At 47.3% G+C, this 24916-nt stretch carries 36 protein-coding genes; 1 reads left to right on the top strand and 35 read right to left on the bottom strand.

Going from position 1 to position 24916, the window contains the following annotated elements:
• Position 1 precedes the first annotated feature (1 nt).
• The 31 genes from H8S75_RS14440 to H8S75_RS14590 all read right to left on the bottom strand — a co-directional run bounded on the left by H8S75_RS14440 (position 2) and on the right by H8S75_RS14590 (position 20016).
• The gene (locus H8S75_RS14440; protein WP_187022232.1) at positions 2-457 is read right to left on the bottom strand and encodes a gp436 family protein; all 456 of its coding nucleotides are present in this window, start codon (positions 455-457) and stop codon (positions 2-4) included.
• An 11-nt stretch (positions 458-468) separates the two neighbouring features.
• Positions 469-1356: a Mu-like prophage major head subunit gpT family protein gene (locus H8S75_RS14445; protein ID WP_187022233.1), complete on the bottom strand. Its 888-nt coding sequence runs from the start codon at positions 1354-1356 to the stop codon at positions 469-471.
• A 27-nt stretch (positions 1357-1383) separates the two neighbouring features.
• Positions 1384-1800, bottom strand: a complete 417-nt coding sequence (locus H8S75_RS14450) for a hypothetical protein (protein WP_187022234.1) — start codon at positions 1798-1800, stop codon at positions 1384-1386.
• A complete protein-coding gene (locus H8S75_RS14455) occupies positions 1793-2839 on the bottom strand; it encodes a phage protease (protein WP_187022235.1) in 1047 nt (348 codons plus the stop codon). Before H8S75_RS14455 ends, H8S75_RS14450 begins: the two co-directional genes overlap by 8 nt.
• A gap of 102 nt (positions 2840-2941) precedes the next feature.
• Positions 2942-3682 carry a phage head morphogenesis protein gene (locus H8S75_RS14460; protein WP_187022236.1) on the bottom strand — a complete coding sequence of 247 codons (741 nt, stop codon included), beginning with the start codon at positions 3680-3682 and terminating at the stop codon, positions 2942-2944.
• Positions 3682-5235, bottom strand: a complete 1554-nt coding sequence (locus tag H8S75_RS14465; RefSeq protein WP_187022237.1) for a DUF935 domain-containing protein — start codon at positions 5233-5235, stop codon at positions 3682-3684. Before H8S75_RS14465 ends, H8S75_RS14460 begins: the two co-directional genes overlap by 1 nt.
• Positions 5235-7001 (bottom strand): phage terminase large subunit, encoded by a 1767-nt coding sequence (gene terL, locus H8S75_RS14470; RefSeq protein WP_187022238.1) that lies wholly within the window; start codon positions 6999-7001, stop codon positions 5235-5237. Before terL ends, H8S75_RS14465 begins: the two co-directional genes overlap by 1 nt.
• On the bottom strand, positions 6994-7557 hold the full coding sequence (locus H8S75_RS14475) for a phage protein Gp27 family protein (RefSeq protein ID WP_187022239.1): 564 nt from the start codon (positions 7555-7557) through the stop codon (positions 6994-6996). The genes terL and H8S75_RS14475 overlap by 8 nt, the downstream gene beginning before the upstream one ends.
• Positions 7557-7871, bottom strand: coding sequence for a hypothetical protein (locus tag H8S75_RS14480; protein ID WP_187022240.1), 315 nt, complete (start codon positions 7869-7871; stop codon positions 7557-7559). The genes H8S75_RS14475 and H8S75_RS14480 overlap by 1 nt, the downstream gene beginning before the upstream one ends.
• Before the next feature lie 10 nt (positions 7872-7881).
• Positions 7882-8217, bottom strand: a complete 336-nt coding sequence (locus H8S75_RS14485; RefSeq protein ID WP_187022241.1) for a hypothetical protein — start codon at positions 8215-8217, stop codon at positions 7882-7884.
• Positions 8214-8561, bottom strand: a complete 348-nt coding sequence (locus H8S75_RS14490; protein ID WP_187022242.1) for a hypothetical protein — start codon at positions 8559-8561, stop codon at positions 8214-8216. The genes H8S75_RS14485 and H8S75_RS14490 overlap by 4 nt, the downstream gene beginning before the upstream one ends.
• 108 nt (positions 8562-8669) lie before the next feature.
• Positions 8670-9014, bottom strand: coding sequence for a Mor transcription activator family protein (locus H8S75_RS14495; RefSeq protein ID WP_187022243.1), 345 nt, complete (start codon positions 9012-9014; stop codon positions 8670-8672).
• A 15-nt stretch (positions 9015-9029) separates the two neighbouring features.
• Positions 9030-9872, bottom strand: a complete 843-nt coding sequence (locus H8S75_RS14500; RefSeq protein WP_187022244.1) for an NlpC/P60 family protein — start codon at positions 9870-9872, stop codon at positions 9030-9032.
• A 3-nt stretch (positions 9873-9875) separates the two neighbouring features.
• A complete protein-coding gene (locus H8S75_RS14505) occupies positions 9876-10577 on the bottom strand; it encodes a hypothetical protein (protein ID WP_187022245.1) in 702 nt (233 codons plus the stop codon).
• Entirely contained in the window at positions 10574-10837 is a 264-nt protein-coding gene (locus H8S75_RS14510) for an AbrB/MazE/SpoVT family DNA-binding domain-containing protein (protein WP_187022246.1), read from the bottom strand. Before H8S75_RS14510 ends, H8S75_RS14505 begins: the two co-directional genes overlap by 4 nt.
• Positions 10838-10848: 11 nt before the next feature.
• Entirely contained in the window at positions 10849-11094 is a 246-nt protein-coding gene (locus H8S75_RS14515; RefSeq protein ID WP_187022247.1) for a hypothetical protein, read from the bottom strand.
• 9 nt (positions 11095-11103) lie between these two features.
• On the bottom strand, positions 11104-11691 hold the full coding sequence (locus tag H8S75_RS14520) for a hypothetical protein (protein ID WP_187022248.1): 588 nt from the start codon (positions 11689-11691) through the stop codon (positions 11104-11106).
• 14 nt (positions 11692-11705) lie between these two features.
• Positions 11706-12044 carry a VVA0879 family protein gene (locus H8S75_RS14525; protein ID WP_187022249.1) on the bottom strand — a complete coding sequence of 113 codons (339 nt, stop codon included), beginning with the start codon at positions 12042-12044 and terminating at the stop codon, positions 11706-11708.
• Between the two features lie 51 nt (positions 12045-12095).
• Positions 12096-12641, bottom strand: a complete 546-nt coding sequence (locus H8S75_RS14530) for an HNH endonuclease signature motif containing protein (protein ID WP_187022250.1) — start codon at positions 12639-12641, stop codon at positions 12096-12098.
• The gene (locus tag H8S75_RS14535; protein ID WP_207729144.1) at positions 12638-12886 is read right to left on the bottom strand and encodes a hypothetical protein; all 249 of its coding nucleotides are present in this window, start codon (positions 12884-12886) and stop codon (positions 12638-12640) included. The genes H8S75_RS14530 and H8S75_RS14535 overlap by 4 nt, the downstream gene beginning before the upstream one ends.
• A 60-nt stretch (positions 12887-12946) precedes the next feature.
• Positions 12947-13333, bottom strand: coding sequence for a beta-sandwich lipoprotein (locus H8S75_RS14540; protein WP_187022251.1), 387 nt, complete (start codon positions 13331-13333; stop codon positions 12947-12949).
• A 115-nt stretch (positions 13334-13448) separates the two neighbouring features.
• Positions 13449-13700, bottom strand: coding sequence for a Lar family restriction alleviation protein (locus H8S75_RS14545; RefSeq protein ID WP_187022252.1), 252 nt, complete (start codon positions 13698-13700; stop codon positions 13449-13451).
• 25 nt (positions 13701-13725) lie between these two features.
• Entirely contained in the window at positions 13726-14778 is a 1053-nt protein-coding gene (locus H8S75_RS14550; RefSeq protein ID WP_187022253.1) for a tyrosine-type recombinase/integrase, read from the bottom strand.
• Between the two features lie 39 nt (positions 14779-14817).
• The gene (locus H8S75_RS14555) at positions 14818-15042 is read right to left on the bottom strand and encodes a hypothetical protein (RefSeq protein WP_187022254.1); all 225 of its coding nucleotides are present in this window, start codon (positions 15040-15042) and stop codon (positions 14818-14820) included.
• Positions 15035-15496, bottom strand: a complete 462-nt coding sequence (locus H8S75_RS14560; RefSeq protein ID WP_187022255.1) for a phage protein GemA/Gp16 family protein — start codon at positions 15494-15496, stop codon at positions 15035-15037. Before H8S75_RS14560 ends, H8S75_RS14555 begins: the two co-directional genes overlap by 8 nt.
• On the bottom strand, positions 15480-15767 hold the full coding sequence (locus tag H8S75_RS14565) for a hypothetical protein (protein WP_243270277.1): 288 nt from the start codon (positions 15765-15767) through the stop codon (positions 15480-15482). Before H8S75_RS14565 ends, H8S75_RS14560 begins: the two co-directional genes overlap by 17 nt.
• A gap of 10 nt (positions 15768-15777) precedes the next feature.
• Positions 15778-16821: an AAA family ATPase gene (locus H8S75_RS14570; RefSeq protein WP_187022256.1), complete on the bottom strand. Its 1044-nt coding sequence runs from the start codon at positions 16819-16821 to the stop codon at positions 15778-15780.
• A gap of 46 nt (positions 16822-16867) precedes the next feature.
• Positions 16868-18913, bottom strand: coding sequence for a Mu transposase C-terminal domain-containing protein (locus tag H8S75_RS14575; RefSeq protein WP_187022257.1), 2046 nt, complete (start codon positions 18911-18913; stop codon positions 16868-16870).
• A gap of 10 nt (positions 18914-18923) precedes the next feature.
• On the bottom strand, positions 18924-19139 hold the full coding sequence (locus tag H8S75_RS14580) for a helix-turn-helix domain-containing protein (RefSeq protein WP_187022258.1): 216 nt from the start codon (positions 19137-19139) through the stop codon (positions 18924-18926).
• Positions 19139-19318, bottom strand: coding sequence for a DUF6906 family protein (locus H8S75_RS14585; RefSeq protein ID WP_187022259.1), 180 nt, complete (start codon positions 19316-19318; stop codon positions 19139-19141). Before H8S75_RS14585 ends, H8S75_RS14580 begins: the two co-directional genes overlap by 1 nt.
• Before the next feature lie 449 nt (positions 19319-19767).
• Entirely contained in the window at positions 19768-20016 is a 249-nt protein-coding gene (locus H8S75_RS14590; RefSeq protein WP_187022260.1) for a hypothetical protein, read from the bottom strand.
• 401 nt (positions 20017-20417) lie between these two features.
• On the opposite strand from H8S75_RS14590, the gene H8S75_RS14595 reads away from it, so the two are divergent.
• Positions 20418-20834 (top strand): helix-turn-helix domain-containing protein, encoded by a 417-nt coding sequence (locus tag H8S75_RS14595; RefSeq protein WP_187022261.1) that lies wholly within the window; start codon positions 20418-20420, stop codon positions 20832-20834.
• 425 nt (positions 20835-21259) lie between these two features.
• On the opposite strand, the gene H8S75_RS33100 is transcribed toward H8S75_RS14595, so the two are convergent.
• The 4 genes from H8S75_RS33100 to H8S75_RS14615 all read right to left on the bottom strand — a co-directional run bounded on the left by H8S75_RS33100 (position 21260) and on the right by H8S75_RS14615 (position 24888).
• Entirely contained in the window at positions 21260-21520 is a 261-nt protein-coding gene (locus H8S75_RS33100; protein WP_187022262.1) for an MATE family efflux transporter, read from the bottom strand.
• Positions 21521-21551: 31 nt separating this feature from the next.
• Positions 21552-22817 (bottom strand): endo-1,4-beta-xylanase, encoded by a 1266-nt coding sequence (locus H8S75_RS14605; RefSeq protein WP_187022263.1) that lies wholly within the window; start codon positions 22815-22817, stop codon positions 21552-21554.
• Between the two features lie 131 nt (positions 22818-22948).
• Positions 22949-23902 carry an AEC family transporter gene (locus H8S75_RS14610; RefSeq protein ID WP_187022264.1) on the bottom strand — a complete coding sequence of 318 codons (954 nt, stop codon included), beginning with the start codon at positions 23900-23902 and terminating at the stop codon, positions 22949-22951.
• Between the two features lie 29 nt (positions 23903-23931).
• Positions 23932-24888 (bottom strand): 2-hydroxyacid dehydrogenase, encoded by a 957-nt coding sequence (locus H8S75_RS14615; RefSeq protein ID WP_187022265.1) that lies wholly within the window; start codon positions 24886-24888, stop codon positions 23932-23934.
• Positions 24889-24916 lie beyond the last annotated feature (28 nt).

Here is a 24916-nt window from a genome sequence, read left to right on the forward strand (position 1 = left end):
CCTATAACCCCCTCATGCTCCTTCTTGAGAACAGACGCGGGCTTCCGCTTATTTGAAAGCCGGTCGCCGCTGCTTTGGCCTGATCGGTTCCTTCCTTTACGATATCCACTTCACCTTTTGCCACTTTTGTTAAGAACATGACGGCGTTTTTATACCGTGTTAAGTAATTGCTTTCCCGTTCGCTGGTATCAATCCCCGCCCGGGAAACCAGGTTGTAGACCGCAATATCCTTAGAGTATTTACTGATTACCGCAGGAACCGGCGACATGGGGACCGGATACCGTTTCATTAAGTATCCGTCAATTTCCGCATCCGCGTCAGCAATGGCCCCCTCTGCCAGCGGCCGGATGGCTGCCTTCCGCTCCTCCAGGTCCTCAATATATGCATTCCCAATGATCGGGTTCAGCATATCGTCCTTCAGCATTTCTATGATTTCATCCGCTGCACAGTAAGCCATATGACACGCTCCTATTCTGTTTCCCCAGTCGATCCATAGGCCATCTGCCAGAATCCATATCCGACATTGTTGCGGCCGTCTGCCCCGTAAAGGAATTCATCCTTCATGAATACATTGTCATCGTTATCCGCAGTTTTGCTTACGAACTTGATTTTCTTTCGTTCCTGGTAAATGATCGGTTTTATTGCCCTGGCGGTGCATAAGAGATACCATGCTTCCGGTTTTGCTGCAAGCTCCGGTTCCACAAGAAGCTTTGCTGTCCCTTTGTAGACATTGGAGCTTCCTGAAATAAATTCTGCCTCCAGGATCTGCCGCCCCATCTCTTCATTGGCCGGTGAAACGACCAGAAGATCAGGAACCAGTGCAAGGCTGTTTCCCTTATCCCCCACCATGCTCATAATGGCGGTACGGCCTGCCTTATAAGTTTCCAGGGAAAGCTTCTTTGTCCCCAAATTGGATATCTTTTTCTTTCCGACCGGATGGTCCGCTGCGAAAAATGGCTTTCCATCGTAGCATAAGCCTTCAAAGCCTCCCATCAAAGCCCCGTAGCACTGCTTATTGGGGTGCAGGGCTGCGCATTCCCCCATGTTCTGGAACATCGGATTATAGACGCCATAGGTGTCATCTTCGATGTCATCCCTCGGAACCGAAATAGTCATCTCAAATTTTTTGTTTTTAATGACATAGTCATAAGCGCTTAAATTCTGAATCTCCCTCTCACCGATCCATTCGCGCATCTGCGGCATCTGGCCCAGCCAGTTATAAGACTGGTCCCTGGTGGAGCTTGGCACCGTGGTCGCAATCTGCTGATACGTCACCGGCGTGGTTGCAAGCGCCTTGTTAAAGATTACGCTGTATCCAACGGACATGGTGCGTATGTTTGCCTGGTTAATGATCATAGTTTTTTTCCTCCAAATTCTTATTGGTTATGCCGTGGGCTGTACCGGCTGGTTGAATTCAACCGTAATCCCGTCAGGGTCTACCGCCAGAACCGTGCCTGCCGCACTGGTACCGCTGGAACTGATCCCCACGGTTACTGCATCCTCAAGGTAACAGGTCTTCAGTATGTCGGTTTTCTTAATTATGCTTCCCGCAGTTGCTGAATTTTCAAGTACAAATGCACCGCGCCTTACGGTTACCTCCAGGTCACCGTCTGCTCCGGCAGAGTTATCTGCAGGCGCGATTGCCATACCGGCGACTGTAAGTCCGGTGGTCTTCGTGGCCGTAACAGCATAGCCATCGGATCCGACTGCCACCATCGTGGCCTCCTGAATGTTCTCGCCTGCCGCCACCGGAAGGACCAGCGTTCTGACATCCAGCTTCTCATTTCCCGTCCTAATCATTGTCAATCCCTCCATATGTCTTTAAATCCTCTTCCGTCACTCCCTGATTCTTTAAGATAACCATATCAACATCTACTTTCTTTACCGGATCGGAAGCAAAGGAGAGCTTCCCCATGGGGACAACCACCGGTGCTTTTTCTACAAACAGTTCAAATCCTTTCGGATCCGACAGGGCATAAGTACTGGCCCAGTCCTTCTGTGCTGCACTGATTTTTCCTTCCTTCAGCGCCATGGATACCAGATCAGCAGCCTTACGCTCCCTGTCCTGTTTTTCCAGCTGCTCCACCCTTGCTTTTAAAGCGTTGTCTCCGGCTTTAAAGGACATGATCATCGCCGTCACATCCTCCGTCTTCGCGGTTTCGGGAAGCCCCAGTAAATCCAGCACGGTTTTATTGGCTACCAGCTGCGCCTCCTCCTCCGAGCTGCCTTCCTCTGTCCCTTTTTCTTCCCCGGCGGATTTCTCCAGGATCTCCGTCAGTCTGGACAGGACCTCTTCCTCTGTCGCGCCTTCCTTTAAACCCAAAAGTTTAATCAGTTTTTCCAATTCCATCACATTGGTCTCCTTTTCTTCTTCATCACCGATGATTTCAAGTTCATCGGAGTTTACAATTGCAAACATGCCGTCTATGGCAGGCGTATTTGTTAATGCTGCGCTGTGGAGCAGCACGGCGCGGTGATCCTGCTTTGTTACCAGGACCACGGGGGATAAATACCGGTATTCTTTATTGGCAATGTACTCCCTGCCCCGTTCTGTCCACTCCACTTTCGCCATCAGTGCGTCGGCTCCCTGGTATAAGTCCTTGATCCAGCCGGATGCCGGGGCCTGCACATCATCCAGGGTCTGATGCTCATAATCAATCACCAGATCCAGCTTCCTGGATTTAAACTGTTTTATGATGCTGGAGATCCCCGGCTCATCCACCTCGAAATCACCCTTACGGCTTTTCACATGCCCCAGCGGCAGAAGCCGGATTTCTTCCGGAACATCGCCGATATCAATTCCGGACAGCACCCGGACGGCAAATTGGTTCTTTTTCACATGCTCCACCTTCTTAATTTCCTTTTTAACGCGGTTTTGACGCGTTTTGACGCGTTAATATTTCCTATGGGCAGAACCTTTCGTCTTAAGCCATAAAACGGCTTATTGGGCCCTGTGCTTCTCCCTGTATATCTTCTTTAGTGATGCCGGAAATCCGGTCATGTCCGGGGTCCACACCGCCTTTGCCGGATTGGTTCTGAATTTTGGATCCGGCGTGGCTGCTTCGATCTCACCGGTATCCATGTTCATGACGCTGGGAACCAGCTCCTCCACTTTAAGGCCCATCCGTTTGACCTGTTCCTCCGTCCTGGATACAACCGTACAGCGGCACCCGAACCCGTTCGGCGGATACCAGACATCCCAGACAGGGGAATCAGCCGGAAAAACCCTCCCATCCATGACCTGGTGGGACTCTCTTACATGGCCGTCTCCTGCGGTCTGGTACTGCCAGTACTTCCGGCGTGCCATGACATCAGGATCCGTCATCTGCTGGTAATGTCCCACACTGTAGGCCGTCTGCATGTTCTGCCGGAAGATCAGGTCTGCATGATACGGTGTAAGGCCGTCATATCCCTGTTCCTCCAGGAACTGGTTCATGTTCTCCCGGAACTGCTCTTTTGTGGTTCCTTCCTTTACTGCATTCTTAAGTTCTTCTAAAAACTGATTCAGCACCTCAAGCTGTGTATAACCCGCAACGGAAAAAGCCAGCGGACTGTACCACTCTTTCAGTTTCTTAAAATCCCTGTACTTGAGAACGCCTTTCTGCTCCAGGAAGTCCAGGGCTTCCTGGAAGACCTCTTTTTTTCCTCCCTCCAGGATCTCCTTTACAATCTGTTCATCCATCACTGCATCCGCCCTAACATATTTGAGACATACATCACCTTTTCCATCAGCCGGTTAAAGTCCTTGACATCCATGGATTCATACAGCCGTCTCAGCGTCTTTTCACTCTGCAGGCTCTCCTGAAGCGTCTCCAGACTGTCGCAGTTGTCTACCAGTTCCAGCACTGGATCCAGCATCTGCCGGAAAAATTCCTTTGAATGGTTCAGGGCTGCCGTCTCCATCTGGTCCAGAATCCGCTGTGTGTCCGGGCTCCTGGCATCGGCCTTCAGCTTCAGCTGCTGGAACATCCCCATTCCCGACTGCCCCGGTGCTGCCGGAGCCCTGCCGATCGTCTCTTCCCCTTCTTCCGGAGCCGGTATATTGAACTTTTTATACAGCCATGGTTTCGGGATCTCAAGTCCGGTACTGGACAGTGTGCTCACAATTTCTGCGGTTTCCTTTAAGTCATCCGGATCCGCTGAGTTGAGGCTGAAGTATGGGATATGGGTCCCTGTGCCAAAATTGAATTCTACCAGCGGCCGGATTAAGTCCCGGCGTATGGTTTCCATGACAGCCTTGCAGTCTGCCTGTGTCAGGTCCTGGCGCACGTCATTGTGTGTTTTAGACTGCGCATAGGAGCCTCCCGAATCAGAGGTCAGGGTCTGCCCCACAATGGCCTTGCTCATCTGCTCGTCACAGAACCGGGCCAGTTTCTCATAGATGTCCACACTGGACTGCTTGTTGGATTCAATAAACTTAATATCGGTTCCTGATGGTACAACACCGGCTGCATCCGTCCCCATTTTGATGATGGCATCGTAAAGAGCTGCCTTGTCTTTATCGCTGGCGGTTGCGTCATAGGTCCCCAGCCTTAGCGGCATTCCATAGACCTCACAAAAACTCACCCAGTCTTTTATATCGTAATTCTTAAACAGGTACATCCAGGCAACTACCCGGAGTACCCCGTATTTGGAAGGATGACCGGAACGCGCTTTATACTTGTGGATAATAAACTTATTCTCAGGAAGAAGAATTCCTCCCGGGAAATCATCGGTACGGATCTTTAGCTCATCCGTCATGCTGTCATAATAGAACTTCTTCTGATGGACATATTCGATATGATCAATCACCACATGACCATCACGGTAGGCCCATTCTATCTCCTGGAAGCTGATTCCCTTTCCGATGGCGTCCAGAATATCCATCATGTTATCAGAAAAGCCGTCCAGTTCCTTCAGCTGCTCCTCTACAAAGGCTGCAATCTGTTTGTCCGTCTCCTCCTGGGAGAACGGCTGCACCTCCCAGTCAAGTCCGGTTACCGCCAGCTTCCTGGTCTGCAACTGGGAAAAGAGGTGGGTATCCTTCCCTTCCATCTCCTCGAACAGCTCCATCTGGCGGAATAGGTCTCCTGCATCTGCCTCCTTAAAAATCTGGGCCAGTTTTACCGGAGTCAGTCCATCGGATGGGTAACTGCTGTATTTATCATTCACGTCCCGGATCGCGACGGCTGCCATGACCGGCTTTCCACTCCCTGCCATTTCAGGTGTATATTTTTTCTTATTCTTCTTTGCCATCAGTATGCACCTTCTCCAAATCTCAGGGCCCGTCTCAACACGGACTTATATTCGGTCTTTCTGGTCATTGTCTTTACGATCACCGCCAGGGCTACGGCCATCTGCAGACCGTCCGGCGCATCGTCGTTCTTACCCATGGGGAATTCCTCCAGCTGCTTAAGCAGCGTCTTATGCTTCCGGCTGAATTTGATGTAGCCGTTCTTGATGTAAGGCTGCAGGGACTGGATCCGGAGCATTTTGTTGGCAATGGACTGAATCTCTTCGATCGGGATATATTCCCCCAGTTCTACGGACAGCGCAGCCATGACCTCTTTAAAAAAGTACTGGAACTGTACCGTCTCCACGCCAAACCGGTAGAAGCCCTTGTGATAATCACGCTTCAGCCGCCTGGACATCTCAAACACGTCGTTGATGATGACATCCGGCTTGCGCCTCTCCACGCTGGCAGCTTCCACATACATATATCCCGTATACTGGTCCAGGGCCAGATTGATGATGGATGAGGTGTCTGACTTCTTATTCTTTCCCAGGGATGGGTCATTGGCCCCGACGAAGATATAACGGCTGTCCTTAAAGTCCATAAGCTCATCCTCATAATAATCAAACCATTCCGGATTAAAAGCCGCACTATCCGGATCAATTGGATTATTCTGTAGTTCGCTATTGAAAGCAGCCTCTCCATATGATACGCGCGCTACCATCAGCTTATAGTAATCCTGTTTCTCCGGCCACAGAACCAGCGTCCCTTTCAGCATCTCATCCTCATTCGCTTTATAAAATGCCCGAGCGTGCTCCTTGTGTTCCTCATCAAACAGGTTTGTATAGATCTCTATCCACTTGTCCCATAGGTCTTCCCTCTCTGCAAAGGAAAGAACTGCCTGATAAACCTTTGTTTTGTATTCCGGCTTCTTAAGAACATTGCTCAACAGGGAATCATAATGGAGTATGGTGCCAATATACATGATGTCTGTATAGGTATCACCTGCATTTGATACAGCTTTGTTAAACCATGATTCCAGTTTCCGCCGCTGATCCGCCGTATTGACATTCTCATCGTTCTCCACATCATCCAGTACGATCAGGTCTGGCCTCCAGGCTCTGTGCCTGCGGCCTCTGATTTTCTTTCCAGAGCCAATTGCTTCAATCTTCACATCACCTGCAGTTAAAATCACGTTGGACTTCCAAATCTTCCCCTGCTGTCTTCCAAAATCTTCCCGGATATCCGCGTTATCCTCCATCTCCGTTTTGATGTCAGTCAGGAAACCTTCTGCCTGATCCGATGAATCGGACAGGATAATAACATAATGTTTATATCTGTATAGGGCTGCATGAAGGGAGTCCTTGAACGTAAAGTTTGTAGATTTGGCATGTCCACGGGGAGCCGCTACTACGCTTTTGCTACCATCCATGCGTGAAATCTCTGCTGCATCCTGATAGGGGTTTCGGTCTTTCAGTACGCCATGAATCCATATCCCGTCCAATTCCTCATGGAATTTGGGGGACTTCCGGCTAAAATAATGTTTTAAATATGCCCGGCCAAAATATCCCAGGTCAATGGCGGCCAGCCGCTTTCTGAGGCCATTCGGACCAGTCAGGGGGCGGCCTGCTTCATACAGCTTTTTCAGCTCCCGGCGATCCTCCACCCGGTCTCCGTTTCGCATGACATACTCTTCAAACAGTTCCTTCTGGTAGGTCTCATGGTCCCGTCCTTCTTTATCACTGTCTTCTTCATCCAGCAGTGCCAGATATTCATCAACATCAATCATCGCTCAGCATCATTTCCTTTGCACGTGTCAGGATCTCCTTTAACTTCGCCGCCAGCTCCGGATCCGATTTGATTGTCTTCATGATCTCGCCTTCCATCTCCTTAAACGCCAGATCCGCCTTATCCTTCATGTCCTGTTTTACCCGGTCCTTATAGACCTTGGTACGGCTTAAGCTGGCAATTAAGCGGCCCACCTTATCAAGCGGAAGATAGTCAAACTCCTCCTCCGCCGTTGCCAGGCGGTTGATCAGGCCGTCCATCATGAGCATCATCCCGGCTTCCGTATAATCCGCATCCGGATTCTTTTTCACCACATTGACCAGGGCTTCCGTTCTGGACTGTGCCTCCAGCAGGCGCTGGGTGGCTGAATTGCTCCTTAACGCATAGCGTCCCACGCTGCTCTTGCTGATTTCATAGCCCTTTGCCTTCAGCCAGTCGCTGATATTCCAGTAGCTGTTGGAGGTGTCGGTCAGCATGATGTCCACCTGCTGTTTGATCTCCGGCGGCAGCTCGTCAACTTTAGAGGATATCCTTGTTTTTTTGCGTTCCTTCGCCATTAAACATCAACTCCCGGATCTTCCACGGTTCCCTCCGCCAGATCCACGCCTTCCCTGGTCAGCCGGATCACCGCATCTTTTGCATAAGCGTTATAGGCAGTTACTTTTAAGTTTGTAAACTCGATGTATCCGGCGTCTTTTAAGTAATCCAGGTATTTGGTGATATCCGGCGATATGATCAGACCGGCAGCAATCATTGAATTAGACAGCTGCCTGGTCAGCGCCGTATTGTTGTAGCCCTTCACCAGGGAGCGTATGATATACCCACGGACTGCCTTGTTATGCTGGATCTCGGCCAGTTCCATATTATCCATCCTTTTCACCTCACTGTTTCAGCAGCAGCTTATCCAGCTTGCTGTCTATGGTCCTCATTTTATCCTCCACCCCGTTCATGCTCCGGAAGAAATCCTCCCGCAGGACGAAGGTGGTTGCAAAATCACCCTTGATGGTACTCAGTTCTTTCTGGACATCCTTGATATCCTTCTCCTGTTTCTCCTCCACCCTGGTGATCCGCTCATCAAATCTGGCAATGGTATCATCAAGTTTCTTTCCGACGCTGCTGACTGACTTTTTAAAATCATCGATCATCATTTTCACCAGGAAGGAGACAACTGCCACAGCTACAGATGCCACCATCCCGATCGTGATGGGATCACTCATGTGCTTCCTCCCGGCTTTTTATACCGTTTCCACAGTTCTGCAAGCTTTTCCCAGCCGTACATCGCTAGAAACGCCACATAAAAGGCAAATACAAGGGCGATTACCGGCCCGTACCAGACAAGGCTGTGACGGGTATAGGACAAATACCCCAGATAGGCAAGCTGGCAGAGCGCAATGGACAGGATAATGACCTGCAAAGCGGTCGGGATCCGGCCTAAAAAGCCTACGTTTTTGGTTACCTCTGTAATAACACTCACGGTAAAAGCCGCCAGCGCAAGGGCTGCCAGTGCATATGCCAGCAGCTGTGCATACTGGCTGGTTAATGTCTGTAACAAACTTTCCATTTCTTCTTCCTCCTTTGGTTTTGGGCAAAAAATCAGGACATGACTTATGTCATGTCCTAATGATAAAGCATCTGATAAAATGTTGTTAGCCCAAGCATTTTGGGAAAACTAATTATTTTCCGGGTCTTTTGCATCGCCGCCGATAAAATCAAAAATACTGGTCTGCTGCGGATCCAGATCCCTCACAATCTGCAGGATCTGGTTGGTGGTAAGGTCATAATCCTGGGCAAGCTCCTTCGTATTCTCCCCGTTGTACTCCCTCCGTATCCGGCGGTTGCGTGCCGGGGACAGGATCCGTTCGGCCTTTGGCAGATATATCTTGTCCCCCATAAAGTACTGGGACAGCTTAATGACATTTCCAAGGCCGATCATCTCGACTAACGGCTTACACGAATCCGCAATGTCTTCCATCGTCGTTTCCGCAGCCAGCTCCTCCATCAGTTCCTTTTTCACGCTGCCCCGCCTCCTTTAGCCCGCCAGGCCGGGATACTTAAGCGCCCCGTTCTGGTCGGGAGTCAGTGTCACAGGATCCGTCGCCATCCTGCCTTCCTCATCCAGATAATACCATTCTCCGTTGATCGTCTGAAGCCCTTTCACCATGGCGCCATCGGCTCCCAGGTAATACCATGAGCCTTCATAAAAGTACCATTTGTTTGAAACCATCAGGCCGGATCCGTCGAACCAGTACCACTTTCCATCCTGATCCTGATACCAGGCATTGCGGACCGGCTCGCCGCTGTTTCCCAGATAGTACTTCCAGCCTCCCTCTTCCTGGAACCAGCCGGATTTCTTTGGCTTCTCCGGCTCTGGAGCTGCTGCATCGTCCCGGATATACCGGCGGACACATACCAGGCCTTTCCGCCAGCCTCCCGGGGCCCACTGGCTGTACCGGCTCCTGCAGTATGCCGTGAGATCCTTATAACTCGGCCTGCCGCTTCCGTGGCCGCAGATAATCCCGTTGCCGCAGTACATCTCCACATGACCGATCTTCATCGGACGGCTCTGGTCAGTTCCTGCAAATTCCAGCATGTCTCCCGGACGCAGTTTGGATGGTTCCGGAATACCGGCGCTGATTTCTGCATCGATGGTAATCAGTTTGCCTGACTGGTAGATTCCCGCTGTATTGAGGATCCCAAAGCTCTGGCCCGCTTCCGCATAGGCATAGCAGATGGAGCTGCTGCAGTCGCTGTAATAATTACCGTCCTTATATTTCTTATAGCAGAAATCCCGCAGTGCCTGGCTGTAGTAGTTGCGGCCAATCAGCACGGCGTACTGATCGACCACTGCCTGTCTCTTCTCATTTGCTGTCATCTGTCAGTCCTCCTTCTTATATGCAATCTCCAGTTTCAGCTTCGACGTCACAATCAGGGCCCGCTTGATTTCATCCATGCTCCAGTCAATGCCCTCATCCGGCAGATAGGCCTGGATCAGTTCTGTATTCTTGATTCTGGATATGTAGTACAGATCCATGTCCAGATTTGGTGCCGCCGCTTCCGCTGCCTCCTCCGTGGTGTCTTTTGTTAAGTATCCCAGGACGGAAAGCATCGTCTTTTTGTCTGCCTTGTAATCTCCCTTCAGTCTTCGGATCAGCACCTCTTTCTGTCCGGCAGTAACCGGTACACTCATTTCATTCAGGTATTGCTCCAGGGTGTACTCAAAGGTGTAATCATTGGTGGCAATGGCCTTTAAAGCCTTTTCCAGCTTTTTATCCAGGGAATAGGTGGTCTTTGTCGTTTCCGTCACCGTCCCCTTATAAACGCCTTCTCCGATTGCAGTCTTTAAGCGTTCCATGTTCAGGATGTCAACCTCCTGGGGTTCGGACACCGCCACGTAGCTGCCATCCGTCCCATAAATCTTACAATACCGGTTGTTCTGGTCCTTCAGCACCACCAGACCACGGCTCTGGATCTCTGCCTTGTATTTCTCAAGGGCTGATTTCGCATCCTCCGCCACCTTCGTGGCCGCCACCGTCATATCGATCAGATCCTTATCTTTCAGCTTATTCAGTTCCATCATTCCAGCTCCTTCCGTTTAATCTGCACATATTCATCAACTACCTGATCGGCGCAGGCGCTGCAGATACCCTTGCCATTTTTCTTGAGAATCACGTCCTGTTTCCCACAGAATATACAGCGGGTCTGATATGCCCGTACCACCAGTTCGTTATTCTCGTTTACTTCCAGCTCCATCGGGTCCCTGGGCTCAATCCCCATGAACCTTCTGAGCTTTATGGGGATATTAAGCCCGCCTTTGCTTGATAAGCGTTTAAACTCCATCTGGTCTCCTCCTAAAATATTGTTTTCTCTTTGATAATTGTCTCTGCTGTTTCCTCATCCAGCCTGGCCGTTGAGGCCAGGAAGATATCCAGCATGGCATCCTTGACATCGTCAACGGACATCCCACGCTTGACGGCTTCTGTTACCACGGTCCCGGCAAACACGCCCAGCATCAGGGCCATGTCCTGCATGTCCACACCGGTGCAGCTGATGGCAACCTGGTCTTCCTGTTTGGTGATTAAGATTTTCCCTTCCATCCGCTTCTCCTAAAATGTTTTCTTGCCGATCAGCGTGTTGGTAATCTTGGCCATGGCATCCGAAGCCTGGGCGATGGTGACCATGTTGCTGCTGATCACGGTATTGTAGCCCTCGCACATCTCCTCCAGCTTGCGGATCCGTGTCCGGTACTCCTTAATCTGTTCATTCCCGGTCCGGATTGTATCCCTGTAGTCCCTGTTTTGTGCTTCCAGCTCTCTTTTGGCGGTATCATACTGGTTCCGTGCCGTATCCAGCTTTTCCAGCATACGTTCCACATACATCCGGTCCAGATCCGGGCCACAGCCAAGGTTGACCTTGTAGATGGTAATAATGTTCCTTGTCTTCGCATTTGCCAGTATGATCCACAGTCCCTGTATGTAGACTTCCAAAACGGACTCGTCTTTTGTTCCGCGCGGCTTTCCCGTATAGATCAGGTTTCCGTGCTGGATCATCTGATTCATTTCCTCCTGGATCCGTGCCTCGTGCTCTGCAAGGTATGCCTGTACATCGATTCCGGCTTCCTTACCTGTACAGCGCTCTGCATAGCGCTCTTTCGCGTGTCTGGATACCGTATATAATTCTTTTCCCGATTCCATTGCCCCATCTCCTTTTAGTCTGTCTGGGCAGCAAACTGGAAGACTTCAACTTCCGTCCCGTCCTCTGTTACAACAATCCGTCCCTTTCCCAGTGTTCCGAATAAGCCATACGCAGCCCAGTTGCATCCGGAAGTATCCCCTTCCTTTGGGCTTCCTTTTCCGGTACACCGTCCGATACATTCCTGATAGGCGTTATTGGCAGAAACGCCGATATCCGTAAAATCCTGTACCGTTTGAATGTGTCCGCAGGCCGGGCAGATGAAACGCCACTGGGAGAAGTCCTCCCCGAAGGTTTCCTTTCCCTCCGTTAACCAGTCTGCAAGTGTGTCTTTCTGAAATCCTGATTTCTCCATGCTTCTCCTTCCGATAAACTTAAATTAGTCAGTATAATACTCTACTCATTTTTATCTATTTTTCCTTTTCTCCTTAAGTTGCTTTATAGAATCCTCCATTTCCGCTATCTTAATAGCGGCCAACATATATTCGCGATTCGGTTTCATAACTCTATACTTGTTGAGCCGAAAATGTACTCCCAGACTGACTGCATAAAGATTTTCAATATCTGAGTTTAGCGTGTTGCCATCCAGAAATATAATTATCTTCCCTTCAGGAAGCGGACCATAATGTTTCTCCCACTCTAACAGGCTTTTCCGTTTCCAGACATTCGGCTCTGCCACCTTTACCATTTCATATCTGTACCGTTCTCCGTTTTTCTTTGTTCCATACGGTGCTGCATCCACCGAACCAACCGGCACATGGCGGGCTGCTGTTTCTAAATGACCACTGTATGGAATCTTCCGATACTTCATAGCACTCTTTACCTGATGGGGCATTACGTAATCCCTATCTCTGAACCAGACATTAAACGCATCTGCTATTGCTGCATATGTCTTCCCAGGCGAAATCTCCTTCAGGAAGGCTATCTCATCCTCCTTGTATTCTCTTCTCAATCACTTCTCGCCTCCAAAAAAGCCGGAACCTGTGCTTCCGTTGCTGAAATCACGTCACTCTTAAACTGCTCTGCCCTTAACGCCAAAGATCCATTTGCTATAATCTGTGATGCAACACAAGTGATGGCTTTTGCTCTCTCTATTTCCTTGTCCAGCTCGTCACCTTTCAGTCCCTCCTCACCCAGCCGTTCCATCTCGGCAAATAAGTGATTATTCAAATCTGTCAGTGTATTCTTAATTGCCATAATCTCTCTCCTCTCACATTCCCAGCTCCATTGGTCTTCCATGTTACTTTAGGCATTAATTTAGTCTATAGTCTTGAACTCAATCGGAATCCACATCTTCGGGTTGAAATTAAGCGTATACTTGTACTTCTCCACGTCATGAGATCCCAGATCCTCAACCACATAAGTCACATTATCACTCAGGCCAACAAAGTGCTTTTCGTAATTTCCCTCTCCATCTTCCACGATAATTTCAAGCTGATTGTCCGCCATATCTGCCGTAATCGACATTTTCCCGGTCATCTGGAAGAGCACATCTCCCTCTATGCAGTTAATCACGGTCAGTTGTCGGACTACATTAAAGTTATTGGCCTCCTTGGAGAGATTTGATGATACTCTCGACGCCTCATCACACCCTGTCAACATAGTTATTACGATTGCAACTAATATAAATAATTTTTTTTTCATATTGCACCTCATTTTAAAAATCCCAATTTACTTGTTCTCTAAAATCTTTCTGATCGCCTTCAGCTCCTTCAAAATTTCCAGCAGAGCTTTCATGATCTCGACTTTTGTTGTATATTCAATTAATGCCATCCGATTCCTCCCGATAATTTTCTCTTCTGTTCCACGATTCTATTACTGATAGAGTTGCGTTTCCACACGGCTTTTTTCCATACCAGTTATCAACTCTAACCTCAGTTGATGCTCCACAGGAACCACACTTTACTCTTACGCCATCTTTTACAATGAGATAGGCTTTTTCGCCGCAGAAAGGACACGGTTTTAAATCCGGGAATGTTAAGCTGTTTGACATTTCTTCCGATTTTCTCATCTCACATTTACCTCCAAATATCACTTTATGAGCCATACAGCTGATGGGCCTGTCTCAGTTGATCATCCGTATTTGCTGAATAGTGCTTCCTGACCACCGATCCGCTGGTATCTCCTAAAATATCCATAATCAATGATTCCGGGCAGTTATTCTTTCTCAGCTGCATTCCTAATGTTTTTCTCATGAGATGCGGGTACACTCTGCGGTCCATATGAGCCCTCCTGCGGATCCCAGACACCAGTCCCCTGATTCCTTCTTCATCAATAGGTTTATCCGGATTACATCTGATCGGAAACAACGGCTTATCAATATTGATCCTTCCGTCCATACCCATACAGCGGTAAAGGTCATTCTTTAAATCTTTCCTCGAGGCCAGATACTTCTTGATATAGAACTGGGATACCTCATCCAAAATTACCGTGCGGTATTTTTTCTGCTTTGGTGCATAAATGACAATCATGCCTGTGCTCCAGTCAATATCCTTAATCTTAACCAATGGCACTTCACCCACCCGGCAGCCAGTACTTCTCAAATACTCAAATATCGCCCGGTTGCGGGAAGTGGAACAGCCTTCTTCCCTCAGCTGCTCCACCTCCTGGATATTCAGATGGTCAACCGGTTTCTGCACTTCCTTCCGGATCTCCACATTCTCCACGGGGTTGGTTGTGATCAGCCCGTATTTCCGCATCCATGTGAAAAATGCCGATATGTTCCGGCGTTCGTTATTCACAGTTACCGCTGCATTTCCCCTCGATTCATAATAATTCAGGTAGAAGTCAACATCCTTGTCAGTCACTCTTAAGAGGTTCTTGTTCACATATACAACAAAATTACTGATACTGGTCAGATAAAACTCCGCCGTCTTTACCGACAGCTTCGGTGCTTTCTTCGCCTTAAACAGCTGGATGATATACTCATTGGTATCAAGCTCAGTACTCGGCAGTGTTTCCATTGCGGTCACATCGATCGAGTAGAATTCCTTTTTCAATACCTTATCCAGTACTTCATACTGCATGGCTGCCAGGTGTGGCTGCATCGCAATCATAATCTTATCCATTACACGGTCTTTCTCTGTCATGTTGTTTTACCTCCTTTTGAGTTTCTGCCTGATGGGTTCCTAGATCCTCCCTACGTCCTTCATACCTGCAACAGAATCCAAAACAATCTCAACAACGGCCTGCCTGATATCATCAGCATCTGCACCGCATTTTACTGCTTTCGTTACTACAAATCCCGTATAATACCCAAGGATTGACATCAGGTCTTTTACTGATGTCTGTTCAGCTGTAAACTGTATTTCTCCGTCCCTCTCTTCAATGACTACCCTGGCACCGTCAGTCATCCGTCTCACCCTCTCTTTTCTGGCTGGTCTCCACGTTTTCACTCTGTACTTTTCGTTCCAGCATGGCCTTCATGGCCTCGATCAGACCCTGACACTGGGAATATGTGAGCCATTCCACGGTGTCTACCCGGTACATCCTGTGGGACAGGGCCCGCACATTCCGCTCTTCCCAGCTAAGCTGTGCCTTCAGCTGTGCAATCTTACGGCGCTGTCTGGAAGTCTGAGGGTTTCCCTTCTGCTCCGGAAGCGTTCCCTCCTGGCGTTTGATATCATCCTTCTGCTTCTGGAGGATCCGGCAGACATGGGCCAGCTCGGATCCATTCAGTTCCCGGATGCTGTCTTTCCCCGTCTCCCGGTTGACCAGCAGATGCAGTTCATCACCTGTCAGGAGCAGTTCTTTGCTCTTCGCCAGGCCCCACAGGGTTTTGATTGAATATCTATACCGTTTTCCCATAGGCACTTTCCCCTCCTATCAACTTCACACAGGTATATGGGGCTGAAACTCTCCGCAGGCCGTATTGCATAAACTCCGGAATCTGAATTTCCATATTTTTAACCTTCGGCTGCACCGGCTCCACCAGATCCGATGAACTGGCTTTCATGTTAATGTCGTAGGCTCCCAGTTCACCCAGCTTCTGGAGGATATATCCCATGATGTCGGTCTCTCCCAGGTTTACCTTCTCCTCCGGGCATGTGTATGTAATGGTCAATATCTTCTTTTTCATCACAGCCTCCTTACAGCATCATCATAGCGGATGCTTCGCCAATTACCTTCTCCGTGATCACTGACTTATTTTTCTCCTGCATAATACGGATGATGTTATTCATGGTCCTGTCAAACAGGCGGAAACAGCCATTCTTACTATTTTTAGCCCGATCAATAAGCACCTCTATAGCAGCCTCCTCTATCGTCCAGCCGTCCAGATACCGCTTGATCTCTTCCTTGGTCAAACCATGGAGCCGGTAGGCAAAATCCATCCGGTTCGCGAACCGTTCGTCATAGGTCGCCAGATGGGCCTCCAATGACAATTCACCAGCCAGAACCATTCCCACCGATGCAGAGTCAATAATGGTACGCAGCAGCTCGATCTTTTTGATGGTGTACTTGTTAATGAGTTTGTCCGCCTCGTCTACGATCATCAGATAGCCCTGATTAATGTTAAAGAAATCAATGATCTCCTCCAGGCGCTCGTCGTTGGTTCCATAACGTTTAGGCAGCCCCAGCTGTTTCTCGATCCGACGCACCAGATCCCGGCAGCTCATGGATTCATTGCATTCGATGTAGATCACCCGTGGAAGCCGGGCATACTGTTTTAAGCTGTAGGTCTTTCCATAGCCGGAACGGCCTACAACAACTGCATTGCCACGTTGCTGCTGGCACAGATTACAGATACCCACTACATTAATGTAATCATCAGACTCAAATACCTCCGGCTTTTGTCCCAGACGTGGAGCCGCTTCCTCCAGCCCATTCTCCGAATCCGGCTCTTCACCGGATGCCAGTTCTGCAAACTGTTTCTCAATCTGCTGAATAAATTTCTCTACCTGTTTTGGATTCTCCTTACGGCGGTCAGCCTCTATTTCCTCAGTTTCCTCCAGCCAGCGTTCCAGGCGCTGTTCTAACTTCGCGGGATCACTGGGATATTTACCGTTCAGATACTGGCTCATCATTGATCTGGAACATTTCATCCCCTCTTTTTCAAACTGCCAGGCCAGTTCTGCCTTGTTCATGCCGATTATACGCAGACGTAAGCATACTCTCTCTGCCAGACTCTTCATATTAATAACCCTTTCCTTTCTATAAATAGTGTAGTCATGTCAAACGTTAACCCATGTTACGGATCTTCTCCAGCGCTTCCTGGCCCTGTCGGGTAATATATTCAGACTGGCGTGCAGCCTTCCTGTATTCGCGGTAGCTTTCTTCCTTTGGAAGTGCAATAACCTTCTGGGGATTCCCCTTTCCTTCTATTATCATGTTTCCGATGATCGAATTAGCTTCAGCGGCTCCTGCGATGCTTTCATCAAGCGGTTTGTTTGCCTCCTCCACAATCTGCCGTACCTTTTTATACTGCCGCTTCTGGTTCCTTATATGCTTCTCCACCTCTTCCTGTGGCACCCTGTGCGCAAACTTCAGAAGTTCCTGGCTCTCAGCCACACAGATTTGATGATTATCCTCAGCAGCGTATACCCAGAGTCTCTTGATGTCCTCCGGATCATACTTAATGTTCACCATTTTATCTCTGTAATCATCCAACTCCGGATGGTTATATACCTGACCAAATTTCTGGATACCTATATTACGGACACGGGCCCGGTCTGACTTCATCATCTGCTGGATGACAAAATCCTTGGGTGGAAGCGCTTTTTCGTACCTCTCTCCATTTTTAAACAGATCCAATGGCCTGCAGTAAGTCTCCCCCTGTGCCTTAAGCCCTCTGTGCTCTTTCATGGCATATACGTTGTTCAGGTAATGGTTCCATCTCTCGTAGAATTCCTCAAAGGTGACCAGTTTCCCCTGTTCCAGCAGCTTTTTGATGTTCTTATCAATCTTTGCATCCGTTTTGCTCCCGGTCAGGGTTCCGGTATAGGATCCAAACCAACGGGTAAATCCGTCACATACGGTTTTAAACCAGCGCTCGATCTCTGACTTGTCCCACGGCTCATATGGCCTGCTTCTGTGAAAGTCTTCTATTCCTACGGTATGATAGAATCCATTGATTACCTCATCAAACCCCGGATAGCGTTCTTTCCGCTCAACACCAGTCATCTCCTCTGCTGTAAAATCTTTACCGTTATCAATGTACAGGATCTTTGGCATTCCTCCCGGATTACCATAGAACACCTTCACCAGGGAATTTTTCAGAACCTGTGCATTACAATGCTCACAAATAATGTCCCCTAACGGCATCCGGCTTCTGCCATCAATCCAGGCAACCAGTGTCGGCCTGATTGCCGTTATCTTTCCATTTGGAAGCTTATAGGATACCCAGCAGTCAAAAGTATGGGCATCGCCAAATAATATCTCCATCACCTCGAGGGATTTTGTGTCCCGTCTGGCTTTTGCCATATGCTTATTTTTCCAGGTTCGGGTTCCTTCCTCCACCAGGCAGCGTGCACTTTCCAGATGCTCATGCTCCATTAAGTAGGTAACATAGCGGCACACACTCTGATAGGAAGGAATCGGCCAGCCATTCAGGGCGCTGATTTCCAGCAGCTTATCATATAACTGCTGGCGGCTGCACTGGTTCTTTGCAAAGCCCTTGTTAATCCAGATCTTGGGGATTGCTGCTTTTACTTCAGGTGTAAAGGTCGGGAACGTATTGGAATCTTTGGGTTTCCGGCACAGACACAGGACTTTATAGTAATCGTAGCTAGCTCCGGTCTCTTTTAGCATCTTCAATGCCCAGCCCGCGGCCTCCAGATACTTGTCAATGTTTCGATACAGAGTGCGCTGACTCATTCCCAGTTCACCGGCCTTCCGAATCATATACTCTGTCTTGTCCGTCTCTGAATAATTGACAATCTCCTGAAGGATCCGTGATAGCTCCACGGCCTTATAGTAGGCTGTTTTATAATTCTCTGCGTACCAGTTCACATCTATATCCAGGTACCAGGGTTCCTCTGGTTTTAGATTCTCCACAATTATCTCACTCCCTGTCGGCTCTTCGATTTTCTGTAATTTCTTGTACTTCCTTTGAGCCGTCTTTGAAAGGGAATCTACTGCGATCAGCACACGCTCCTTACCACCGGCTTCAGGTTTTTCCGTCTTAATGTCAAACGTTTCGGGATTTCTACCCATTTTCTTGGACAATGTTTTATATTGTATTCCCTCCAACTCGGCGGCTTCACTAAGTGTTATGTAATCCTTCATAAACCATCTCCTATGATGCGTCATCCAGTTTCAGTATCTTTCGGATCTCATCTAAATACTTAATTCCTGGCCGGAGTCCATAAATAATTTTATAAAGATACTGCTTGTTAATACCCAGCGCAGATGCAAGTTCCGTCTGAGTCATTTCCTGTCTGATCAGCTCAATCTTTACCTTTTTTCCAAAGGCTGTCGGTTTCTGCTTATTAATGCCCTTTTTCACAGCCATCACTCCCTATACAGTCTTCTTGTTTTTTTCTTTCCGGTGCCAGTCCGCTTAAGCTCCGTTCGGCTCACTACTTCTATGAACTCCCTGGTATCCTTTACCACTAACCAATTATCCGGCACAAGTCCATGGAGTTGTATCTCCTTCTTCTGGCTAAGAGTCGGCCTTTTGCCATTTTTCATAAGATTCCTTCACCTTTCCCAAATAAATTGTTTTTGTAATATCCCACCCTCCTTTTTCATGATATAATGTTCTTACCAACTAAAAGGAGGCACTGCTTATGTATTCAAAAATCTTTGATTGTGATTGCTGCAATATACGATTAGACGTTTTTTTATGTCAATTAATGAACATAATGGGGTACATCATCCCTCGCAAAGCAGCAAAGAAGTTTTTATTTAAACCAATTAATGTATGCACAACAGACTTTTTGCAAATTGCACCCAAATTCCTTAATTGCTTCACCATTGAGGAAATGCATTCCGTCTTTATGGAACTATCCCCAGAAGAACAGCACCATGTCATAATGGAACTTGAAATATTCGAACTGCAATTTAGCCAGATTCCCAAAGATGTAATGGTATGTGTTCCTGCCTTGCCAAAGAACTATATAAAACCGTTTTTTTCAAATTTACTTACTCCCAGGAACATCCTTATAGAATTCTGTAATCAATAGCCCATCCTTTGTGAATAAAGTTATTCTATCCAAATAACCTTTTATCCAAATCCTGCTGTCAATATATGGCAGCAGTTTTTCGTGTCTGTATGTTTTATTATCAAAAACAACTGTTCCTCCAGCGCCTACTAAAACCTGCATCTGCATAAACGGCACAAGATAATCAATGTATCTTGTATCATGTTCATATGTTTCTATTCCCATAAATCCCCTTCCTATATGCTTAGAAAATAAAAATGATATACCTATGTAAGCCATTATGTGCTATAATTTACTAGCCAGCAAAGATGTGATGTGCACAGATACGTTTACTTTGGAGAGTTGGGTATCTGTCGTGTGGTACTGCCGGGGGAAAGCGCTGGTTCTTTCCCTCATAGGCGATTGCCTTACCAGCTATGAACACCTGGTTTGAAATGCATATACGAATGAATGTAGAGAAATAACAAACGAATGTTCCCGGTTGTGAAAACCGAGGTGACGTGGTATTCTGTTTTTGCCTAGTGGGTTATTTGTAACCCTGTAATAATAATATCTCTAATATTAAAGAATGTCAATTACTTTCTCCAATTTTAAAGATATTATTTTACATAAAATACGGAGGTAACATGGATAATATGATAGGTGAGCGTCTTAGAGCGCGTAGAAAAGAATTAAATATAACACAAATGGAAATACAAAAGGAGCTTGGTATTTCCTCTGGAAATCTTAGTGGAATTGAGAATGGACGTGTTTATCCTTCTGCGTCAGCATTAATTGGATTATCTAAAATACTACATTGTACAACCGATTGGATTTTAAAAGGGGATTCTTTAAATATAGAGAATTATTCATTCTCTCAAAATGAAGATTTTCTACTTAACGGATTTCGAACATTATCCATAGAGGATCAGGAAGAGATGCTTGCAATTCTTCAAATCAAGATGGAGAAGCGTAAGACCGTAAAAGGGGACGCAAAAGGGATGGTAAAATCTTCCAAATCAATGACTTCAGAAGAATGCGCGACCATTGAAAAGATGGCTTAATTTTTTAACCTTTTTGTGTTACTTGTAACACTTTTTTTGTCGAATTGATTTTATAACAACCTAAACCTGAAATCATGCGAAAAACCTTGTATTTACGTCAATTCGACACATATCAATCCTCTTTTCAATTTGTCGAATTGCTGATCCACGTTTTTCACCTATATAATGGTTATTTATTAGGTGTTATTAACGCGTCATTTTCTTGATTCTACGGGACTTCGTGAAAAAGCTATTGCATTTTTTAACGTTAATTTTTAACGCTCACAAAAAAGGACCTAATCCACACTTCACACGGAAAAGGTCCTTTTCTCAAATTATTCCCATCTTATTTGTCAATAGATAAATCACTCAAAAAACCATCGAAACCCTTGATATACCGTCATTTCCCATCACTTCCCACGTACTCCGTTGTCATCTCGTATTTGTCAAATATCTTGGTAACCTACAATGATCACGCCAATTCCAAGGGCCATACCGGAGCACAGGGAAAAGAAGAGGAAATTTAAAGAATTACAGGCTCCTACAGCGCCTAATGCCCGGGCGCCAACGTAATTACCGACAATAACAGAATCTGCCATGTTATAAAATTGCTGTACAATATTTCCAACAAGCATGGGTGCCGAAAAGGCCAGAAGCTGTCCCGGGATATTGCCGGAAGTCATATCGTGCACATACTCAGACGCCACATTTATCACTTCCTTCCGAAAAATTATTCACTCAGTTCAGCGTAATTACAATTTCTTCCTGCCGTCTCACATCTTCCTGCTTTCCGCCTTCTTCCTGCTTCCTTATTTCAAAATTTTTAAACACTCCGTCAATCATTGCTTCGTAGCGCCCGTTGAATCCGTATACTTCCACACGCCCTAATTCATCAGTGCTCTTTACTTCGCTGGTGTTCCATTCCTCTCTTATTAATTGTCTCAAAACCTCATAGGCCGGTTTTTCTGAATTATCCGTTCTCACCAGACCAGCCGGAGCTCCCAGCCACGCGCCATCCTGAAACGCCCACGTGGTAATGGCTTCCACATGGGGATCTGCAAACAGAATCCGGTAAAATTCTTCTACATTTTCAGCCTGTCTTGCTTCTCCCTCTGCCGTAGTAGGCCACTCTTTGATCTGGTAATCATTTAAATCTGTGATGTCAGGCGGCATCAGATGACCGGAAATAAACGTGTTTTCTGTAAAATGAATAGGAAGTCCAAAACGTGAAAATCGCGCCAGCACCTCAAGAAGCTTTTCTTTTCCCCAGTATCCCTGATGCTGATGCGACTGAATCCCGATCGCATCAATAGAAACGCCCGCTTCCAGGCACGCCTCTATTAATTCTTCGTATTTGGGGCTGGTATTAAAATCGTTTAAAAGAAGCACAGCGCCCGGATTACTGCGCCTCGCCTCTCCAAAAACATCCGAGACCAGCTGTACGCGGCCCAGTTCCTTGCAGATGCGGGTAATTCCATTGTCATATTTATCAAATACCGGCATGATCACGACCTCATTGATCACATCCCACATGTCAATCAGTCCCTTGAATTCCGTGGCCTCCCTCCGGATCCTTGCCAGCTGCTTCTCCAAAATTTCCTGATTGGTAAGCTTTAAAAGCCACGGTGCTGTCTGGGTATGCCAGCATAGCGGATGTCCCTTTAGTATAACACCTCTCTCTTTCAGCCAGAGGGCTGCCCTCCTTACAGCTTCCGTATTCGTATTGCCTTCTGATGCTTCAAACTGCCCCCAATAAAACGGCAAGGTCGCATAGTTAAAAAGCTTCAGCCATTTTTCCATACGCTCTTCATAAAATGCCCGCTTTTCCGGTCCAGAATTACTGTCTGTGATGTTCAGCGTCTCAAATGCGCCGCAGCCAAATAGAAAAGAGTGACCCGTCTGCCGGATCTCCACCTCCCTTTTACTGACCGGACTTCCATCCGGCCTCTGAACCGTTATCACAACACTGCTTTTCCGATGTTTCAAACAATCAGCCTTCTCCATTTTGAATCCTCCCACTGCTTATATTTTTTTATCCTCTCCATATTGTTTTCTCATTCCATATCGTTTCCCCATTCCTTTACCGCTTCCCGTACCCTTTCAGCGCAACTCCAATTCCTGTCCTCGTTTCCCAACTATCCTATCCCCACAATCCCCGCAGCTGCCACTACAAATGGAATCGTTATGATGCAAAGCAAAGTGGTAAACGTAAATATCTGGGATGCATATGCTCCGTTTTTTCCATATGTGAGTGCAAACATGGTACAACAGGCGCCTACGGGACAGGAGGCAGCAATTAACGTTGTCAAAAGTAAAACCGGGGAAAACGGCAGAAACTGAAACAGCAGAATAAGACAGAATGGAATGATCATCAGTCTGATCATGGAAATGTAATAGATTCTCACATTTCCTACGCAGGAGCGCAGACTGGTCTGTCCCAGCGCAGCCCCCGCAACCAGCATGGCCAGGGGAGTATTCATACTCCCGATGCTGCTTAACGCTTCGACCACCGTATCCGGAAGAAGTATCTGAAACGCAAAACAGAACAACCCCAGCAGCACTCCGATGATAGCAGGAGAACAGAGATTCTTTATGGTTGTACGTCTGTCCGCTTTTCCCGTCATGAGTATCACGCCGTGAGTCCACAGAAACAGATAAAAGATCGTGAGATAGCCGGTCAGATAGAAGACCCCTTCTCTTCCAAACAGACTGTTAATCAGGGGGATTCCGATAAACCCGCAGTTGGAATAGACAGCACACAGCCTTTCGATCTGATAATTTTTATTTTCTTTTTTTCGGGTCAAAAGACCTGACTTGCCGCCCGCAGGGATTAGCAGACTGCAGACTGCAATTTGTAGGGCAAAACAGAGCAGCCCAAGAAGAAATGCCAGAATCAGATTCCGGATCAGCCTGCTGTCATATTCCATCTGGTAAGACACGAATATGACAACAGGATTGACCAGAAGCAGAAGCAGATTGGACAGTTTCCGGTTGCCCTCTTCATCAATCAGCTTCCAGCGGCAGCACAGGATTCCGGCAGCTAAAATGAGAAACATAACGGTTATTTTCTGAAAGACGATTCCAGTCATGTACTCTTACCCTTTCCCAAATAGCCGGATCAGAATTTACATACATTCTCCGGTTTTCCCTGAAGATACGCGTAAACATTATCAAATTCTATTTTTGCTCTCCGAACCATTGCTTCTTTTGTAGCAAAAGCTACATGAGGCGTCATGAGAACGTTTTTAGCGCTAAACAGCGGATAATCCGCGGGAATCGGAGGCTCCATATCAAACACATCAATGGCGGCTCCTGCGATCCTGCCTTCATTCAGCGCCTTTGCCAGAGCCGCATTATCTACGATCGGCCCCCTTGCGCAGTTAATTAAAATTGCGTCTTCCTTCATTTTCTCAATCTTTTCTCCGTCAAAAAAGCCTTTTGTTGCTTCATTTAATGGAAGATGGAGGGATACAATGTCACTCTCCTTTAATAAAGTATCGATATCGGCAAAGCGGATTCCGGCTTCCTTCCATTTTTCTTTTTCGTGACGGGAGTATGCCAGCACCTCGGCACCGAACGCTTTAAACAGTCTGGCTGTCTTAAAACCAATCTGGCCGCAGCCAACGATACCCACAGTTCTGCCGCAAATCTCCGTACCAACAAGACCTGCTGAGGTTCTTCCGTTTCTCACCGCGAAATCACCTTCCAGTATCTTTCTCATCACGGTTACGGCCATGCCTACGGCCAACTCTGCCACTGACTGGTTGGAGTAGCCGGCACAGTTGAGCACCTGAATATTCTTTTCCCTGCATGCCGCAAGTCCAACATGATCGATTCCTGTAAACGCCACAGCAATCGCTTTTAAGCTGTCACCGGACTGTACCACTTCATCAGGATAGGGATTGTTGGCAATCATTACTATTTCCTGTCCGGCGGAACGTCTCTTCAGTTCCTCCACGTCGGTGGTCTTCGTGTCGTAATACGTAAATACGTGTCCTTCCTTTCTTAAGCCCTCTGCCAGTCTGTTGATCATCTCTTCCGGTACACCGATTGGTTCCAATAAACTAATATTCATTTCTTTTACCTCCAAATTATATTGACCC

Origin of the sequence: Hungatella hominis, assembly GCF_014288005.1 — a bacterium.
GTDB lineage: Bacteria > Bacillota > Clostridia > Lachnospirales > Lachnospiraceae > Hungatella > Hungatella effluvii.

What these genes read in the sequence shown, in the direction of transcription:
- H8S75_RS14440 (WP_187022232.1), bottom strand. Translation starts at nt 457, where the DNA reads ATGGCTTACTGTGCAGCGGATGAAATCATAGAAATGCTGAAGGACGAT.
- H8S75_RS14445 (WP_187022233.1), bottom strand. Translation starts at nt 1,356, where the DNA reads ATGATCATTAACCAGGCAAACATACGCACCATGTCCGTTGGATACAGC.
- H8S75_RS14450 (WP_187022234.1), bottom strand. Translation starts at nt 1,800, where the DNA reads ATGATTAGGACGGGAAATGAGAAGCTGGATGTCAGAACGCTGGTCCTT.
- H8S75_RS14460 (WP_187022236.1), bottom strand. Translation starts at nt 3,682, where the DNA reads ATGGATGAACAGATTGTAAAGGAGATCCTGGAGGGAGGAAAAAAAGAG.
- H8S75_RS14465 (WP_187022237.1), bottom strand. Translation starts at nt 5,235, where the DNA reads ATGGCAAAGAAGAATAAGAAAAAATATACACCTGAAATGGCAGGGAGT.
- terL (WP_187022238.1), bottom strand. Translation starts at nt 7,001, where the DNA reads ATGATTGATGTTGATGAATATCTGGCACTGCTGGATGAAGAAGACAGT.
- H8S75_RS14475 (WP_187022239.1), bottom strand. Translation starts at nt 7,557, where the DNA reads ATGGCGAAGGAACGCAAAAAAACAAGGATATCCTCTAAAGTTGACGAG.
- H8S75_RS14480 (WP_187022240.1), bottom strand. Translation starts at nt 7,871, where the DNA reads ATGGATAATATGGAACTGGCCGAGATCCAGCATAACAAGGCAGTCCGT.
- H8S75_RS14485 (WP_187022241.1), bottom strand. Translation starts at nt 8,217, where the DNA reads ATGAGTGATCCCATCACGATCGGGATGGTGGCATCTGTAGCTGTGGCA.
- H8S75_RS14490 (WP_187022242.1), bottom strand. Translation starts at nt 8,561, where the DNA reads ATGGAAAGTTTGTTACAGACATTAACCAGCCAGTATGCACAGCTGCTG.
- H8S75_RS14500 (WP_187022244.1), bottom strand. Translation starts at nt 9,872, where the DNA reads ATGACAGCAAATGAGAAGAGACAGGCAGTGGTCGATCAGTACGCCGTG.
- H8S75_RS14505 (WP_187022245.1), bottom strand. Translation starts at nt 10,577, where the DNA reads ATGATGGAACTGAATAAGCTGAAAGATAAGGATCTGATCGATATGACG.
- H8S75_RS14510 (WP_187022246.1), bottom strand. Translation starts at nt 10,837, where the DNA reads ATGGAGTTTAAACGCTTATCAAGCAAAGGCGGGCTTAATATCCCCATA.
- H8S75_RS14515 (WP_187022247.1), bottom strand. Translation starts at nt 11,094, where the DNA reads ATGGAAGGGAAAATCTTAATCACCAAACAGGAAGACCAGGTTGCCATC.
- H8S75_RS14520 (WP_187022248.1), bottom strand. Translation starts at nt 11,691, where the DNA reads ATGGAATCGGGAAAAGAATTATATACGGTATCCAGACACGCGAAAGAG.
- H8S75_RS14525 (WP_187022249.1), bottom strand. Translation starts at nt 12,044, where the DNA reads ATGGAGAAATCAGGATTTCAGAAAGACACACTTGCAGACTGGTTAACG.
- H8S75_RS14535 (WP_207729144.1), bottom strand. Translation starts at nt 12,886, where the DNA reads ATGGCAATTAAGAATACACTGACAGATTTGAATAATCACTTATTTGCC.
- H8S75_RS14540 (WP_187022251.1), bottom strand. Translation starts at nt 13,333, where the DNA reads ATGAAAAAAAAATTATTTATATTAGTTGCAATCGTAATAACTATGTTG.
- H8S75_RS14545 (WP_187022252.1), bottom strand. Translation starts at nt 13,700, where the DNA reads ATGAGAAAATCGGAAGAAATGTCAAACAGCTTAACATTCCCGGATTTA.
- H8S75_RS14550 (WP_187022253.1), bottom strand. Translation starts at nt 14,778, where the DNA reads ATGACAGAGAAAGACCGTGTAATGGATAAGATTATGATTGCGATGCAG.
- H8S75_RS14555 (WP_187022254.1), bottom strand. Translation starts at nt 15,042, where the DNA reads ATGACTGACGGTGCCAGGGTAGTCATTGAAGAGAGGGACGGAGAAATA.
- H8S75_RS14560 (WP_187022255.1), bottom strand. Translation starts at nt 15,496, where the DNA reads ATGGGAAAACGGTATAGATATTCAATCAAAACCCTGTGGGGCCTGGCG.
- H8S75_RS14565 (WP_243270277.1), bottom strand. Translation starts at nt 15,767, where the DNA reads ATGAAAAAGAAGATATTGACCATTACATACACATGCCCGGAGGAGAAG.
- H8S75_RS14570 (WP_187022256.1), bottom strand. Translation starts at nt 16,821, where the DNA reads ATGAAGAGTCTGGCAGAGAGAGTATGCTTACGTCTGCGTATAATCGGC.
- H8S75_RS14575 (WP_187022257.1), bottom strand. Translation starts at nt 18,913, where the DNA reads ATGAAGGATTACATAACACTTAGTGAAGCCGCCGAGTTGGAGGGAATA.
- H8S75_RS14580 (WP_187022258.1), bottom strand. Translation starts at nt 19,139, where the DNA reads ATGGCTGTGAAAAAGGGCATTAATAAGCAGAAACCGACAGCCTTTGGA.
- H8S75_RS14585 (WP_187022259.1), bottom strand. Translation starts at nt 19,318, where the DNA reads ATGAAAAATGGCAAAAGGCCGACTCTTAGCCAGAAGAAGGAGATACAA.
- H8S75_RS14590 (WP_187022260.1), bottom strand. Translation starts at nt 20,016, where the DNA reads ATGGGAATAGAAACATATGAACATGATACAAGATACATTGATTATCTT.
- H8S75_RS14595 (WP_187022261.1), top strand. Translation starts at nt 20,418, where the DNA reads ATGGATAATATGATAGGTGAGCGTCTTAGAGCGCGTAGAAAAGAATTA.
- H8S75_RS14605 (WP_187022263.1), bottom strand. Translation starts at nt 22,817, where the DNA reads ATGGAGAAGGCTGATTGTTTGAAACATCGGAAAAGCAGTGTTGTGATA.
- H8S75_RS14610 (WP_187022264.1), bottom strand. Translation starts at nt 23,902, where the DNA reads ATGACTGGAATCGTCTTTCAGAAAATAACCGTTATGTTTCTCATTTTA.
- H8S75_RS14615 (WP_187022265.1), bottom strand. Translation starts at nt 24,888, where the DNA reads ATGAATATTAGTTTATTGGAACCAATCGGTGTACCGGAAGAGATGATC.